The sequence below is a fragment of the Brevibacillus sp. AY1 genome, assembly GCF_029870785.1.
Taxonomy (GTDB): Bacteria; Bacillota; Bacilli; order Brevibacillales; family Brevibacillaceae; genus Brevibacillus; species Brevibacillus invocatus.
On sequence record NZ_JAFLPN010000001.1, the window covers coordinates 539,353 to 555,331 of the forward strand.

Sequence of the window (15,979 nt, forward strand, 5' to 3'; positions counted from 1 at the left end):
GCAACGGGAACAGGGGGAAGTTACGTGGGATATGATCAGGCGGTACGGATCCTGCAGAAACTGGAAGAGAACGGCTATGAAGCTTTTTTTGTCGGTGGATGCGTCCGCGATTGGCTGCTGGGTAGATCCGTACATGATATAGATATATGTACGAATGCCCATCCCGGCGACGTCATCTCTCTCTTTCCGGACCATGTACCTACTGGACTCAAGCACGGGACTGTTTCCGTCAAGCAGGGCGGTTTCCTATTTGAAGTGACTACATACCGTACAGAAGGAAAGTATGAGGATTATCGCCGCCCCAGCACTGTCCAATTCGTCTCAGATTTGCGACTGGATTTGGAACGGCGGGATTTCACGATCAATGCAATGGCGATGGATCGGCATCAAAACCTGCAAGACCCGTTTGCCGGGCGAGAAGATTTATCACGGAAGCTCATACGCGCGGTTGGAAATCCTGCAGAACGGTTTCAGGAGGATGCACTGCGCTTGCTGCGTGCAGTGAGGTTTGCAGCCCAGCTTGATTTTTCAATAGAGACCAGGACGATGGCAGCCATGAAACAGACAGCACCGCTGCTCGATCGTATCGCGGTAGAAAGAGTGCGCGAGGAACTGAACAAAATGCTGGAGAGCCAGTCACCAGAAAAGGGGTGCGAGTGGCTTTGTGAAGCAAAGCTATTTGCCTATTCCCCTTTGCTTGAGCAGCTCTTTGAACAGTCAAAAAAGCACACCTGGCGTCTGAGACATCTATCGAGTCTACCGCAAAAATGGACGCTGCTGTTGTTCGCTGCGCGTCTTTCAACAGATGCGGTCAAGGCAGTATGTAAAATTCTCCGGTTTTCCAAACGAGACAGTGAAAGGATCGAACTCCTGGTAGATTGGCTATACCGTGTTCAGCCTCAGTGGGATGCTCCTCATGAAGTAGAGTGGAAATCCATTTTGTTGGAGACAGGTAAAGAAATCGCACAAGAGTTGAATAGCTTGCTGCTCGCATGCTGGTGGAATCAAAAAGAACGATTTGCTCAGGATGCCGTTCACAGTGTGTATGAAGCATTGCCTGTGAAGACGACAAAGGAACTGGCCGTGACGGGACGCGATCTGTACGTTGTCTTGGGAAAAAAGCAAGGAGAATGGATCGGAAGGGTCTTGGTGAGCCTGTTAAAGCAAACGGCTTATGACGGATTACCAAACACACCAGAAGCCTTGATCGCTGCGGCAAAAAAAGAGGTGGCTTTAGATGAAGATTAAGCAAGTGATCCTGCAGGCGTTCCACGACCAGCCTGACCGTTTTATTTCGGGAGAGGAGCTGAGTCAAACCTGTGGCTGCTCCCGTACGGCGGTATGGAAGCATATCGAGGAACTGAGACGAGACGGCTATGAGGTGGAGGCTGTGCGCAAGCTGGGCTATCGTCTCCTGACGGCACCAGACCGATTATCTGCCGCGGAAATAACCGCTGGATTAGGGACGAAAAAAATTGGTCAGCACGTGTATGCCTATGATGAAGTGGTCTCGACCCAGCCACTAGCGCATGATGCGGCAGCAAAAGGTGCGGTAGAAGGAACGCTGGTACTAGCTGAACAGCAGACTGGCGGAAAAGGCAGGCTGGGAAGGCCGTGGCACTCTCCAAAAGGAACGGGAATTTGGATGAGTCTCATCGTCCGCCCTTCCATTCCGCTTCCCAAAACACCGCAAATGACACTTCTCACGGCTGTCTGTGTTGCGAGAACCATCCGTGAGGAAACGGGTTTGCCTGTCAAGATCAAATGGCCGAACGATATTTTCATCGGCGACAAAAAGGTCTGCGGAATCTTGACCGAATTGAATGCAGAATCTGATCGGGTGAATTATCTGGTGATTGGGATTGGACTGAATGTAAATAGTGTAGAAAGTGATTTTCCAGAAGAACTGGCACAGGTAGGGACTTCTCTGAGAATCGAATCGGGCCAAGCCATCTCGCGTGTTCGTTTCATCCAGCAATTTTGCCGCATTTTTGAAGAGACATACGAGCAATTCCTGCTCGAGGGCTTCCAGCCGATCAAGTCGGAGTGGGAAGCGTATTCCTACACAATTGGCCGCTTGGTCACGCTCCAGACGATTTCGCAAAAGCTTGAAGGGCGTGCAATCGGTCTCGACGAAGAGGGCGTGCTTCTGGTTGAGGACGAGGCTGGACTGGTACATAAAGTGTATTCTGCGGATGTCAATTATCGTGCAAATGAATAAATTTTCTGTTATACTCCAAAAGTGGAGGCTGTATCACAGTGAACGGCACTCCTGGAGTAAAAAGCAAGTCTGAAGTGAATAGCTATACCAATATGTGTTTGGACAAAAATCTGCTCAGAGCCTGTGTGGACCGAGACAGAAGGAATCCTTGAAGACGCAAGCAGTCTCTTATTGTATGGACAACCTTCTCCCGTATTCGGCGCGAGAAGGTTTTTTGCGTTCCTGATCTCCTCAGGCCTTTGCGCGTACGAAAGGTGATTGAAGAATGGCAGAACGTAACAAACCGGTAACAACCTCGTTCATCCGCAAGAAAAAAGAAGAGGGGAAACCGATCACGATGATCACTGCGTATGATTATCCGACCGCCAAACTGGTGGAGGAAGCAGGCGTGGATATGATTTTGGTCGGAGATTCACTGGGTATGGTAGTGCTCGGATACGATTCTACTGTGCCTGTGACGATGGAAGACATGATTCACCATACGAAAGCGGTTACCCGAGCAGCCAAAACCTCTTTTGTCGTCGCTGATTTGCCCTTCCTCAGCTACCACGGAACGGTCGAAGAAGCGGTGAAAAACGCTGGTAGACTCATGCAGGAAGGCCTGGCAAAAGCTGTGAAGATGGAAGGGGGCAGTGAGCTTGTCCCGATCGTTACACGCTGTGTACAGGCTGGTATTCCGGTAGTAGGTCACATTGGCTTGACTCCACAGGCTGTCCATCAGTTGGGCGGGTACAAAGTGCAAGGGCGCGACATAGAAGCAGCGAAGAAGCTCTTGGAAGACGCATACGCTCTTCAGGAAGCTGGTGCTTTCGCCATCGTGCTGGAGTGTGTCCCTGAAGAAGTAGCGGCTCATATCGCCAGCAAATTGGACATTCCTATCATTGGCATTGGTGCAGGAGTCAGGTGCGACGGCCAGGTTCTCGTATTCCATGATTTAGTCGGGTACGCTTCACAACTTGCACCCAAGTTTGTGAAACGTTATACAGACGTAGGGGAGCAGATTCATGCTGCAGTCCGATCCTACATGGAGGAAGTAGAAGGGCGTAGGTTCCCGGCTACGGAGCATGTGTTTCACGCGAATCAAGAGACGATTCAAGAGTTGTACGGTGAAGGAGTGTCGAAACGATGATCAAAACCTTGCAGCAAGTAAGCACGATCGCAGAAATGCGACAACATATATCGGAAGCAAAGAGAGCAGGACAACGCATCGGCATCGTGCCTACCATGGGATATTTGCATGAAGGGCATCTTAGCCTTGTAAAAGCAGCACGTGAAAAATGCGATCTGGTCGTCATGAGCATTTTTGTCAATCCGCTGCAATTTGGGCCCAATGAGGATTTTGAGCAATACCCGCGTAATATGGAGCGTGATCGTGAGCTTGCTAGCTCAGCTGGAGTAGATCTGCTTTTCACACCGACTGTAAGCGAGATGTATCCCCAGCCGATCCTGACCAACATTTCCGTGGCGAACGTAACGAATCCCTTATGTGGACGTTCGCGCCCCGGTCACTTCGACGGTGTTTCTACCGTGGTTATGAAACTTTTTCAAATTGTTCAGCCGGATTTTGCCTTTTTTGGCCAAAAGGATGCGCAGCAGGTAGCAGTCGTGACGCAAATGGCGTACGATCTGTCCGTCCCTGTACAAGTCATTCCTTGCCCGATCATACGTGAAGCGGATGGCTTGGCGATGAGCTCTCGCAATGTCTATCTTTCAGCGGAAGAAAGGACACAGGCACTGGTTTTGTCCCGTTCCTTGAGAGAAGCTGCAGCTTGGATTCGCGATGGAGCTTCTCCCGCTGAGGTCCGCACACGTATCATCAATATGATAAGCGAAATGCCTCTCGCCTCCATCGATTACGTAGAGATTTTGAGCTATCCGGAGCTCTCAACGCTGGAGCAATTCAAAAACGGTGAAGCCTTCATCGTAGCACTCGCTGTCCGCTTTGGAAAAACGAGATTGATTGATAATCTGATTGAGACCGTCTAAATCCACTATTTTTCGACCTACTCTGAGGAGGAAAACCGAATGTTTCGCACCATGATGAAAGCAAAAATCCACCGGGCTACCGTCACCGAGGCCAATCTGAACTACGTAGGCAGCATTACAATTGACAAGGACCTGTTGGACGCGTTGGACATTCTGCCCAATGAAAAAGTACAGATCGTCAATAACAATAATGGTGCTCGCCTGGAAACCTATGTAATCGAGGGTGCTGCAGGAAGCGGCGTGATTTGCCTGAACGGAGCTGCAGCACGTTTGGTACAGGAAGGGGACATCGTCATTATTATCGCTTATGCGATGATGACGGATGAAGAAGCACGTACGTACACACCGCGAGTCGCCATTATGGACGAAAACAATAAGATCAAGCAGCTGATTGCAGAGGAAGTTCATGCCACAATCCTTTAAGTAGATGCTTTGCATAGAGCCCACCTCCTTGTGAGACAATGAAAGTACTCACGCCTCATAGGGGGTGGCTTTTGCGTGAAAATAGAGGATTGGTTCCACGGCTTGCGAGGCAAGGCGGAAAAGATTGAAGAAAAATGGCCGCAAGCAACTGAGCAGGAACGCCTGGTCATGGCAGATCAACTGTTCTATCTGAGGCAGGTTAGCGATCGGGTTGTGGATTTGTGGCTGCAATTCGAGGAAAAATTGTCCCAGACGATTCGGCAAGTGAAACAAATGGAGGGGCAAGTGCCCGATACAGAGGACCAAAGTGATTCGGCAGCATCTGCTATTCATACGCTGAAAAAAGAAATGAAAAAAGACGAAGAAAAAAACGATGCACCTCTCGACATGAAGGAGCAGCCTCTAGATTTCGAGCATCTGTTTCGACGTGGTGAGGGATTTTATCATTTGCGCATGTTTACGGATGCCAAAGCTTGCTTTGCTGAACTTGTGGCAGCAGCTCCAGACTGGGAAACAGGTCGCTTATACTACGCATACAGCCTGTTGTTTTGCGAAGAACGTGAGTTTGCCTTGCGGGAGTTTCGTTTTCTATGCAAGGTTGCTAGCTCGCCAACCATTGTTGCTATCAGTTATAATGCAGTAGGCTGCATGCTGGCAGAAGAACAGCAATGGCTGGAAGCAGCACAGGCGTTCAAAGTGGCATTGGAAACGAAGCCAGATCATGAGGATGCACGCTTTAATTTGGCCCTATGCTATTACATGGACCAAGACGCACAAGAATCCGTTGAAGAAATAAGCAAGTACTTGCAGGAACATGAGCACGATTGGGAAGCTCAAATGCTATGGTTGCGAGCTGCACACCAGTTGCAAGGGATGGACGAAGCAGCTGAGCTGGAACCGCCCGGTTTACTGCAACTGCCTACACGAGAGTTGGAAAGTGAGACGCTCAAGGAAATGGCAGACCTCTACGAGGCGGTCGGCAATTATCATCGGGCTCAAATCTGCTATCGGTTTTTAACCGAGCGATTGCCCAAAGAAGGCTGGACTTGGCACGGGCTCGCGTGGAATACGTGGCTGATTGCTGGTACGCGACGAGCTGCAACGTTGATGAAAAAAGCGATTTCACTGGCGCCTGATCAAACAGATTTTTTGTTCAGCTACGGCTGGATGTGTCTGTTCGATGGGGAGATTGATAATTCGATGAATGCTTTTCGCAAGGTACTGGAAAAGGACAGCTCGAATCGGCTGGCGCAATCAGGCATGATTGCAGCCTATGAAAAATCAGGTGAAATTCAGGCTGCCAAGCAGCTTGCAAAAACATTCCTGGAGGACGAGGTGCCATTTCTTCATGCGTTAGGTTGTTTTCATCTGGGACGCCTCTCTATGATTGAGGAAAATTGGATCCTTGCCGAACAGTATTTTAGCCGTGCCGCTCCGTTTGGTGACCAGCTTCGGGAAATTCCTATCTATTTGCAGCTGTGTGCCAGCAAACAGGGGAAGACCATCGCCGTTGACGAGCTGTTGAAGACTTGAGAAGATTGGCAGCAGGAAGATTCCCCATCGTTGCCGAAAGTGAGGAGAGCCATTTTTCAGGCTCTGCCTAGGTTACGAGGTGACAACTGATTTGAATCGATTACTCGTTGTAGATTTTGAAACGACAGGAAGCAATCCACGCCAGGGAGACAAAATCATCCAGATTGGCGCCGTAGCGATTGACGACGGGCAGATCGTGGACAGCTTTTCTACATTGATCAATCCGGAGCAATCCATTCCGCCTTTCATTACCCAGCTTACAGGGATTACGGATGACATGGTAGAAGACGCTCCTACGATCGAAGATGCGTTTCCCCGCTTTTTACGGATGTTGGAGGGGCGTACGTTCGTTGCCCACAACGCTTATTTTGATCTCCAATTTTTACAAGAAGCCCTGCTGAGTCAGGGCTATTATACGTTTGACGGATATGTGCTGGATACCGTAGAGCTAGCCCGTCTGCTCCTGCCGATGCAGAACAGCTATCGACTGGGTGAGCTTGCTTCTGATCTGGATATCGAGCATGATCGTCCGCATCAAGCAGACAGTGACGCATTGGCGACTGCGGAACTGTACATGTATCTCTATGACGTGCTGCAGCGCTTGCCGTTAGTCACCATCCAAAGGCTGCAAATGCTCGTATCATCTTTTCGATCGGATATTCAAGTGCTGCTTCGACACGTCGAAATGGAAAAGCTGGTCGAGCTTCCTCAGCTGGAAGAAAATGAAGGAAAACCGGATTCACACATGTGGGATGTGTACCGTCAGCTGGCTTTGAATAAGGCGGAGGAAAAGCTAGAGGCATCTTTAAAGCGACCCCAATTTGATCAAATCGAATACAAGTCGTTTGATGAGCTATTGGAAGAGACGGTGGGGGAGCAGGGAAGTTTACAGCGCAATGTAGCCTCTTATCAGCGTCGTGATGCGCAGGAAGCGATGATGCGAGCTGTGTTTCAAGCGATGCATGACGGCGTTCACTTGCTCGTGGAGGCAGGTACAGGAACGGGAAAATCATTGGGCTACCTGCTGCCTGGGGTGATATGGGCAAAACAAAATCAACAACAGCTCGTGATCAGCACGAATACGATCCAGCTGCAGGAGCAGCTTTTCCACAAGGAAATGAGGGCCTTGCAGCAAGCGTTGCCGTTTTCTGTTACGACCGCGACTTTGAAGGGCAGGGGCAATTACCTCTGTCTGCGAAAATTCGAACAGGCTTTGGACGAGCCGGTCGAGGGAACCAGTCAGGAAATCAGGCTGGTAAAAGGGCAAATGCTGACCTGGTTGACGCAGACCCAAACAGGGGATGTGGAGGAGCTGAGCTTGCCCACTACGGGACAGCTCTTTTGGCAGCAGGTGAAAAGCGACACGGGCTCTTGCTTGAACCGTGCATGCCCTTGGTTTAGCCGCTGCTATTATTTTAAAGCCAAGGATCGCGCACGTGAAGCTGAAGTCATCATCGTCAATCACGCGCTTCTGATCAGCGATATGCAGGCAGAAAACAGAATTTTGCCGCCTTATGATGTGGCGATCATCGATGAGGCTCATCATCTGGAGGAAGCAGCCACCCAGCATTTGGGCAAACAACTCACCACCACACAGTTGTTGTTCCTGTTGGATCGGGCGTCGTTGGATAAAGGCGGAATGCTCCATCGCTTTGCCGAGGAATTGACTGCCTGGTTACCGGAAACGAAGGAACTGGCTAAGGAACTGATCGAAAAATGGGAAAAAGTAAGCATTCCATTGCGGGAAAAGGTGCAGAAGTGGTCTGTGCAGCTGTTCGATTGGGCTTCCAAACGTGCTGAGGAGACGACCGATGCTGGGCGCGAGACCGTTCGCTATCGGGTGGCCATGTTTACAGGCAAAAGTGAGCGAATCAAGAAATCCGCGCAAAAAATCATACAGGCAATCGGAGAGGTAGCCCAAATCGGTGACCAGCTGCTGCAGTTAGGTCGCACTGAGGAGAAGCCACCATTTTCGCTGCGCAGCTTACGCACGGATTTGCACGGCCTATTGCAAGAAATGCAAAAGGGAATGGAGCTCCTTCATTTTTTCTTACTGGAACAAGATCCTCAGTTTGTCTATTGGATGGAAGTAGAAACGAGGATGGCTAGGAAGCAGGTCCATCTCTATGCAGCGCTGCTCGAGGTCTCCAATGCGTTGGCCGAACCGTTTTTTGCCCAAAAGCAAAGTCTGATATTGACCTCGGCAACCTTGACTGTAAAAAACAGCTTTACCTACATGCTGAATCAATGTGGTCTGGATCAGCTTCCTGAGGAGCGAGTCCGTACCTTGTCGCTACCATCTCCCTTTGATTATCAAGGGCAAGGCCTGGTACTGATTCCTTCTGACTTTCCCTTGCCAGGAAAAGATACGGAACAGAACTATTTGGATGCAATCATTCAGGGCAGCTTGGATGTCGTGACAGCAGCGAAAGGACGTACCATGCTGCTTTTTACGTCCCACTCCATGCTGCGTCAGGTGTATCAGGCGATGAAAGAGCGGCTAGTGGATGAAGACGTTCCCTATACGCTGCTTGGGCAGGGAATTGACAGCAATAACCGCAGCAAGCTGATTCATCAGTTCCAAACGATGGAGCGAAGTGTCCTGTTTGGAACGAGCAGCTTTTGGGAGGGTGTCGATATTCCGGGTGAGGCGCTTAGTTGCCTGGTGATTGTTCGTTTGCCTTTTACACCGCCCAATCACCCGGTTTATCAGGGAAGGGCTGAACTCATGAAGGAGGCGGGCAAAAACGCCTTTATGTCCATGGCGTTGCCTCAAGCTGTGATTCAATTTAAGCAAGGGGTTGGCCGCCTGATACGCCATCACCTTGACCGTGGAGTTGTCGTGGTCTTTGACACGCGTGTGGTTGAATCCCGATACGGCCGGACATTCCTGCAATCTCTGCCGCCTTTTCAGATAGAAAGCGGAGCTTGGCCTACACTTCGTCAACAAATCCCTGAATTTTTGGGTATGCTACCCTTGGACGATAGAAATGAATAGAAATAAAGCCGTTGCGACATACACCGCACCGGGCTTTCTATTCAGACTCAGAAATGAATCCATAGTCTCCCAAGGATTTAGGTGATAAAATACATGTTAGGGAAAACGGGATGGATACGATTTTTTCTCGGACTGTGCGTCATTTTGCTCATCAGCTGCTCTTCGGTCGACAGCCGTTTTGTGCAAGAAGTCATCAAGGTGGATGACCCGTTTGCCAGTGAGAATGAACGTGATTTTACCGGACTGGTCATTACCTATTTTGCCTTGCCGCATGGGGAAAGCACTTTGATTCGCTTGCCGTACCCCAAAGCCAAAACGATTCTCATCGACACGGGCAGTGAAGAGGATTGGCCAGTCTTGCAGGAACGATTACTGGAGCGCCACGTGACACGATTGGATTATGTCGTGCTGACCAATGACCAGCCAGAGCATGCGGGAGGCTATCCCTTTCTTGCTGAGAAGCTGGTCATAGATAAACTGATCGTACCCAAGCTAATCGAACCAGTGATTCGTCATGCAGTATCCCTAAAACCGGACCAAAAGCGTTTGGACGTAACAGATAATCAGGTTCTCGAGCTGGATGATGAAGTCTCCATACGAGCGCTATCACCCAATGAGCCCTTGTTCTTGTCACCCCAGAACAATTCTCTTGTTTTTCAGTTGAGGCATCTCGAACTCAACTTTCTCTTCACGAGCGGCATCAACGAAAAGGCGGAAGAGCGCCTATTGGAACGCCACGCCAATGAATTGAAGTCAGTGGTGTTGAAAGTGGGGGATCAGGGGAGCAATCAAGCGTCCTCCCAACCCTTCCTGACCCAGGTTGATCCACAAGTCGCGATTATCCAGACGGGAAAAACCCGTGAAGAGATGAAGGATAATCAGACTGAAGTGTTGGAGAGACTGGGTGAATCGTGGGCAGAGACGTACTTGACCAGTCAGGATGGATCGATTACGATCTTGTCCAATGGCAAGGATTATCGGGTACTAAAACAGCAGTAAAGAAGGAGGAAAGACCGTACGTGGCCAAATATGAAAAGATTTCGGAGGCGGTCGTTCGCCGCTTGCCGATTTATCTTCGGTACCTATCTTATTTGCAGCAGGTCAACGTAACAACCGTGTCCTCCCAACAAATGGGCATGAATCTGGACGTGAATCCCGCGCAAATACGAAAAGACTTAGCCGCGTTCGGAGATTTCGGCAAAAAAGGGATCGGCTATGATGTGAATTACCTGGTGGAAAATATCCGCCAGATTTTGAAGCTAACCGATGAAGTACGGGTTGTTCTTGTCGGAGCGGGTCATTTGGGTCATGCGATCAGCAACTACAACGCGTACGTGAAAGACAACATTCGGATAGCTGCGATTTTTGATAATGATGCCAGCAAGCTAGGCAAAGAAGTTGCAGGTCTGCCTATTCAGTCCATGAGTGAAATGGCACATACCATAGCGGAAAAAAATATCAAGCTGGCTATCATGACCGTACCTGCTCCAGCTGCGCAAACCGTTTGTGACCAGCTGGTTAGCTTCGGGATCAAAGGCATTCTGAATTTCGCTCCGACGACCATCAAAGTCCCCAAGGATGTGCGTGTTCATTATGCCGATGTTACGTCTAATTTGCAAAGCCTGGCTTATTACATTACATAGGTGAGAACGGAGAATCGAGATGAAGAAGACGATTTTGACACATGCAACTGTCATTACAGTAAACGACAGCAATGAAGTGATCCACGACGGTGCTGTGGCATTCGAGGATGGCAAAATTACGTATGTAGGACCTACACCAGTAGATGTTTCAAGCTATGACGAAGTGATCGATCAAAAAGGGGATTACGTGCTTCCAGGTCTTATTAATACACATGGGCATGCCGGAATGTCCTTGCTTCGCGGCTATGCAGATGATTTGCCGCTTCAGCAGTGGCTGGAAGACAAAATGTGGCCATTGGAGGCTCAATTTACGGCTGATCATGTGAAATGGGGTACGCATCTTTCCCTGATTGAGATGATTCGCACGGGTACGACAACCTTTGTAGATATGTACGATCACATGGACGAAGTAGCAAAAGCGGTAGATGAATCCGGTATGCGCGCACGTCTTTGTCGCGGCATGATCGGCTTGTGCTCGGAGGAAGAGCGTCAAACGAAATTGAAGGATGCCACACAGTTTGCCAAAGAATGGCACTACCAAGCAAATGGACGCATCACTGTCATGATGGCACCACATGCTCCATACACGTGCTCGCCAGAATTCATTATGCAAATTATTGAAAAAGCGGATGAGCTTTCTCTACCTCTGCACATTCATATGTCGGAAACCCAATGGGAAGTTGGGCAAAATGAGAAGGATTACGGGCTTCGTCCAGTAGCACACCTGGAGAAGCTGGGCATGTTCTCCCGTCCAACCTTGCTCGCACACGCTGTTCACTTGACGGATGAAGAGATCGATATCTTGGCAAAATACCAAGTAAAAGTTTCTCACAATGTCGTGAGCAATCTGAAGCTGGCAAGCGGTGTGGCGCCTGTTCCAAAAATGCTGGAAAAAGGCATCAGTGTTTCGCTTGGAACAGACAGCTCAGCAAGCAACAACAATCTCAACCTGTTTGAAGAGCTGAAGCTTGCCGCGATTTTGCATAAAGGAGTCAATTACGATCCGGTTGCAGTGCCAGCTGACGCTGCTTTGCGCATGGCGACACGCTATGGTGCGGATGGTGTCTTCCAGGGAGATTCCCTGGGTTCTATTGAAGTGGGCAAACAGGCTGATCTGATTGTTCTCGACAGCCATCAAGCTCATTTCCATCCTGCTCATGAACCTGTCTCCCATGTGGTATATGCGGCCAATGGACGTGACGTGAAGGACACGATTGTAGCTGGTAGCTTCCTGATGCGGAATCGTGAGCTGTTGACGCTGGATGAAGAGAAGGCGATTTTTGAAGCAAACCGCATGTTCCAATTGTTGAATCGATAATGAAAAAGGCTCCTGCCCTTCTCAAGACAGGAGTAAACAAGTGTAGGTGTAGGTAGGGGAATTTGTTGAAACAATCAGGCCGTGCTCATTTTCGCCACAGTTCATTGAGGGTTCGGTGGCGAAAATGCAGTGTGGGTGTGTGAGACAAATTGCGCAGCGGAGAGGATAGCGCTGCCCAGGAGACGCGGTATTCCTGTAACAGAAACCCTAATACATCAGGAGATGTGGTTCGTTGTGACATGTTCACGCGCTCACCTCCTTCGGGTGTAACACTAGTATGACCGACCACCTCCATGCTATGATTAGCAACTTTTCCGTCCCGTTCTAAAACCTTCCCGTATAGCATAGGCTTACACAAAAAACGGGACAGGGGGGAAGGGACATGTATATCCGACCCAAACTGCTGTGGTGGGGCTTACCCGCTTTTTTGGTCCTTTTTCTGGTTGGGATCACAATGGGCATGGCTGGCAATCGGAATGCTGTGGAAGAGTCTTCACTTGTCAGCCATCAAACGGTTGATCGTCGCATAGAGGAACAAATCGCTTTGACCGCTCTCTTGGACCAATTGACGGAGCAAAAAGAGCGGTCGTTTATTGTGTACATGAAGGAAAGTGCGTTGAATGGCAGCTACGAACAGGATCGATTCCGTTTGGAGGGAGAGATTGGCGGTCACAAGCTCGAGATTAAGCGCGATGACCAGCAACAGGTGACTGTTCAGATAGACGGTCAAGCGCAGGATCATGCTGCATTGCCATACGCGCTTTACACGCCACATGAGCACGCTGAATTGCTCAAAGGAGTTATGCAATCTCTTGAGACAACACCGGTTCAGGACACAAGCGGCCAGGGCTGGAGGGGGTTTCATATTTCTGTACCCTCTCAGGAAGTGACAAGTCTCCTGGATATGTGGCTAGGGCCTTCTTTTCCAATCAAAGAGCTTTCACCTGAATTGGCAAAGCAGATTGCTGTGGACTATGAACTCTGGTACGACGAAAAGACAGGGCTCGTACGTCAGCTGGAAATTCAACTGCTTCTAAAGACGTCTGCAGGTGAAAAGAGGGATCAGCTGCGATTCCGATTATAAGATACGTGAATAAGGTAGAGAGGATTTGTGGATTGTGATTGTACGATTCATAACGGGCGTCATCGCGGTTCTTTTGTTGATTGCCGCTGGTTGGGCGTACCATTTGACTTCTTCGGTAATAGGCGGCAGGGAAGACTTTCAACTGCAAGTCCAAGGCTGGGTACAAGAACGCACAACGATCACCCAGATCGATTCGATTGACGAGTACCGCGGCAAAGAGAGCTACGCGGTCGTTTTTGGCAAAAATGAAGCAGGCACTCCAGTCATTGCTTGGCTAACTGAGGAAAAGACGGTGATGGACCGTCTGGATCTGGCAGTGCCCAAGGAAAATGTGGAGGAAGCAGTAAAACGGGATTACCCGCAGGCTGTCGTGACAGGTATGGTTCCAGGCTTGGACGGAGAGCAGCGTTTTTGGGAAGTAACCTTGCAGGACCATGATGGACGCTTTCATTACTTGCATTATGACCTGTATAACGGTCAGATCCTGACCAGCTATGTACTGTCTCCTGTATAAACGCCTTCGTTTTCAGACCTTTTCCGATTGTGGAAAAGGTCTGTTTGGCATGCTATCCAACATCTGCATAAAAATTGGATATACTCGTGTGATATACTGAAAATGTTGATAAGAGAGATGAATCGTTAAGGGGGAGTAAGCTTTGCAATTGAGAAAAACGACAATCGGCTTATCTTTGCTGGCGACATTAGCTCTCCTGTTCGGGGGTTGGTACTTGTATCAAAAATTAGAGGTAGAGGAACCTCTTCGTGCAGAAATCGGTCAGTTGCAGTCTGCAACCTTGAACGGAATGGAGATCGGCAGAGATAAAATCGAAATAGATTTGAATGTAACGCAACCTGAACTGTTCCCGCAAGAGTATCGGGAGTTGATGCGCAACACGGCCAAAGTGGTAGGGGATTTACCGGTCGAGATACGTGTCAGCAATCAGTCCGAAATGATGAATGAAATCTGGCAAAGCGGGCAGTTTGTTTTCAAGGAAGCCTTAGATCTTCATCAGTATAGCCGCATTCCGCAAATGGTCGATGCATGGAAAGCCGATCATGAGCTGGATGAAGCATCCGCTTTGATGGACGACGCCAATATTTATATCTATATGAAAAAAGGAACGGAGGACTTTTACGCAATCGTTCCACGTTCACAGGAAAAAGAGGTGACGGCAAATGCGTAAAGACTGGATCATTGGCGTTGTTGTCGGAATCTTGATCTTTCTCTTGTTTCTAGGTGTTAACATCACTCCATTTTTGCTCGTAGGACTTGTGGTCGGTGTGATCTTTTTCATGCTGCAACGCCAGCAAGGTGGACAAGGCGGCAATATCGCTCTGGCAGGTAAAGGAAAACAGAAAAGACACGTCATGCCCAGATCAAACGTACAGTTTGCTGATATTGGCGGCCAGGAAAGAGCCAAGAAGGAATTGAAGGAAGCGCTGGATTTCCTGGTTTACAAGGACAAGATCGAACAGTACGGTATTCGTCCGATCAAAGGTGTTCTGTTGACTGGTCCTCCAGGTACCGGGAAGACGCTGATGGCGAAAGCAGCAGCGAATTACACGAACTCCGCATTTGTTGCCGCATCAGGCTCGCAGTTCGTGGAGATGTACGTCGGTGTCGGGGCACAACGCGTTCGTGAGCTGTTTCGAGATGTGAAGGCGATGGCCGAGAAAAACGGCCAGGACAGTGCGATCATTTTTATTGACGAGATCGATGTCATTGGAGGGAAAAGGGATGGTCAACAGCAGCGTGAGTACGACCAGACCTTGAACCAGCTGCTGACAGAGATGGATGGCGTCGCGACTAGTGACAAGCCTCGTGTTCTCGTCATGGCAGCAACGAACCGTAAAGATATGCTGGATGCGGCCTTGCTGCGTCCAGGGCGCTTTGACCGCCACATCAGTGTAGATCTGCCGGACAAGCCTGCCCGGGAGCAAATCATGAAGATTCATACGGCGAACAAACCGCTTGCAGATGATGTTGTCTTGGAGAAAATCGCGCAGGAAACATTCGGTTTCTCTGGCGCACAGCTGGAGAGCGTCGCCAATGAAGCTGCGATCTACGCGATGCGCGATGGAAATGAGAAGATTGAAGCAAAGCATTTTGCTTATGCCGTAGACAAAGTGATGCTCGGTGAAAAAGTGGACCGCGAAGCATCGCTGGAAGAGAAGAAACGGGTTGCCTTGCATGAATTGGGTCACGCCATTGTGAGTGAAATCGTACGACCAGGCTCTGTCTCTCAGGTGACTTTGAGCCCGCGTGGTAAGGCATTGGGATACGTACGTCAAAATCCAATGGAAGACCGATATCTTTATACCAAGGACGCCCTGGAAAAACAAATCATGGTGTCGCTTGGAGGCGCTGTGGCCGAAGAAATTTATTACGGTGGAAGAAGTACCGGGTCCAAAAATGACTTTGAGCAAGCCTTGGGTATGGCACAAGAAATTGTGCAAAGCGGGATGTCCGACTTGGGAATTGTCCACCTGCAATATGTCGACAAAACCAGAGTGCACGATGAGGTAGAAAGGCTGTTGGAGGAATTGGTGAACAAGACCCGCGAGCTTTTGAGTCAGTATGATCCTGTCTTTACAAACAGTTTGCAGACATTGATGGATGCGGAAGTGCTCCAAGGAGACGAATTCCGTGATCTGTTGACCAAGTATGCGCCCGAGCCAGAAAAAAGCGACGTGGCTGTCTAATTCAAATTGAACATTGCACCTGCATTTCCTTTTCCTTGTCGAGAATGGAATGCGGGTTTTTTTGTGTAAA

Annotated in this window: 15 protein-coding genes; 14 read left to right on the forward strand and 1 reads right to left on the reverse strand. The window is 49.3% G+C overall.

Annotation, left to right across the window (positions count from 1 at the left end):
- The first annotated feature begins 24 nt into the window (after window positions 1-24).
- The 10 genes from JZI27_RS02890 (at window position 25) to JZI27_RS02935 (ending at window position 12,122) form a co-directional block, all read left to right on the forward strand.
- Window positions 25-1,248, forward strand: coding sequence for a CCA tRNA nucleotidyltransferase (locus JZI27_RS02890; RefSeq protein ID WP_280206729.1), 1,224 nt, complete (start codon window positions 25-27; stop codon window positions 1,246-1,248).
- Window positions 1,238-2,221, forward strand: coding sequence for a biotin--[acetyl-CoA-carboxylase] ligase (locus JZI27_RS02895; RefSeq protein ID WP_057134033.1), 984 nt, complete (start codon window positions 1,238-1,240; stop codon window positions 2,219-2,221). Before JZI27_RS02890 ends, JZI27_RS02895 begins: the two co-directional genes overlap by 11 nt.
- A gap of 265 nt (window positions 2,222-2,486) precedes the next feature.
- Window positions 2,487-3,350 (forward strand): 3-methyl-2-oxobutanoate hydroxymethyltransferase, encoded by an 864-nt coding sequence (panB, locus tag JZI27_RS02900; RefSeq protein WP_280206731.1) that lies wholly within the window; start codon window positions 2,487-2,489, stop codon window positions 3,348-3,350.
- Window positions 3,347-4,207, forward strand: coding sequence for a pantoate--beta-alanine ligase (gene panC / locus JZI27_RS02905; protein WP_057134037.1), 861 nt, complete (start codon window positions 3,347-3,349; stop codon window positions 4,205-4,207). The genes panB and panC overlap by 4 nt, the downstream gene beginning before the upstream one ends.
- A gap of 39 nt (window positions 4,208-4,246) precedes the next feature.
- On the forward strand, window positions 4,247-4,630 hold the full coding sequence (gene panD, locus JZI27_RS02910; protein ID WP_057134039.1) for an aspartate 1-decarboxylase: 384 nt from the start codon (window positions 4,247-4,249) through the stop codon (window positions 4,628-4,630).
- Window positions 4,631-4,705: 75 nt separating this feature from the next.
- Window positions 4,706-6,163, forward strand: a complete 1,458-nt coding sequence (locus tag JZI27_RS02915; protein ID WP_280206734.1) for a tetratricopeptide repeat protein — start codon at window positions 4,706-4,708, stop codon at window positions 6,161-6,163.
- 91 nt (window positions 6,164-6,254) lie between these two features.
- Window positions 6,255-9,161: an ATP-dependent DNA helicase DinG gene (gene dinG, locus JZI27_RS02920; RefSeq protein ID WP_280206735.1), complete on the forward strand. Its 2,907-nt coding sequence runs from the start codon at window positions 6,255-6,257 to the stop codon at window positions 9,159-9,161.
- A 93-nt stretch (window positions 9,162-9,254) separates the two neighbouring features.
- Window positions 9,255-10,160: a ComEC/Rec2 family competence protein gene (locus JZI27_RS02925; protein ID WP_251242848.1), complete on the forward strand. Its 906-nt coding sequence runs from the start codon at window positions 9,255-9,257 to the stop codon at window positions 10,158-10,160.
- Window positions 10,161-10,180: 20 nt separating this feature from the next.
- Window positions 10,181-10,804: a redox-sensing transcriptional repressor Rex gene (locus JZI27_RS02930; protein WP_057134046.1), complete on the forward strand. Its 624-nt coding sequence runs from the start codon at window positions 10,181-10,183 to the stop codon at window positions 10,802-10,804.
- A gap of 19 nt (window positions 10,805-10,823) precedes the next feature.
- Entirely contained in the window at window positions 10,824-12,122 is a 1,299-nt protein-coding gene (locus tag JZI27_RS02935; protein ID WP_280206739.1) for an amidohydrolase, read from the forward strand.
- An 85-nt stretch (window positions 12,123-12,207) separates the two neighbouring features.
- On the opposite strand, the gene JZI27_RS02940 is transcribed toward JZI27_RS02935, so the two are convergent.
- A complete protein-coding gene (locus JZI27_RS02940; protein WP_183184881.1) occupies window positions 12,208-12,369 on the reverse strand; it encodes a hypothetical protein in 162 nt (53 codons plus the stop codon).
- A gap of 135 nt (window positions 12,370-12,504) precedes the next feature.
- On the opposite strand from JZI27_RS02940, the gene JZI27_RS02945 reads away from it, so the two are divergent.
- The 4 genes from JZI27_RS02945 (at window position 12,505) to JZI27_RS02960 (ending at window position 15,909) form a co-directional block, all read left to right on the forward strand.
- Window positions 12,505-13,206: a hypothetical protein gene (locus tag JZI27_RS02945; RefSeq protein WP_280206742.1), complete on the forward strand. Its 702-nt coding sequence runs from the start codon at window positions 12,505-12,507 to the stop codon at window positions 13,204-13,206.
- 34 nt (window positions 13,207-13,240) lie between these two features.
- The gene (locus JZI27_RS02950; protein WP_122908544.1) at window positions 13,241-13,720 is read left to right on the forward strand and encodes a cell wall elongation regulator TseB-like domain-containing protein; all 480 of its coding nucleotides are present in this window, start codon (window positions 13,241-13,243) and stop codon (window positions 13,718-13,720) included.
- 142 nt (window positions 13,721-13,862) lie between these two features.
- The gene (locus tag JZI27_RS02955; RefSeq protein WP_057134052.1) at window positions 13,863-14,390 is read left to right on the forward strand and encodes a hypothetical protein; all 528 of its coding nucleotides are present in this window, start codon (window positions 13,863-13,865) and stop codon (window positions 14,388-14,390) included.
- On the forward strand, window positions 14,383-15,909 hold the full coding sequence (locus tag JZI27_RS02960) for an AAA family ATPase (RefSeq protein WP_280206744.1): 1,527 nt from the start codon (window positions 14,383-14,385) through the stop codon (window positions 15,907-15,909). The genes JZI27_RS02955 and JZI27_RS02960 overlap by 8 nt, the downstream gene beginning before the upstream one ends.
- The last annotated feature ends 70 nt before the right edge of the window (window positions 15,910-15,979 follow it).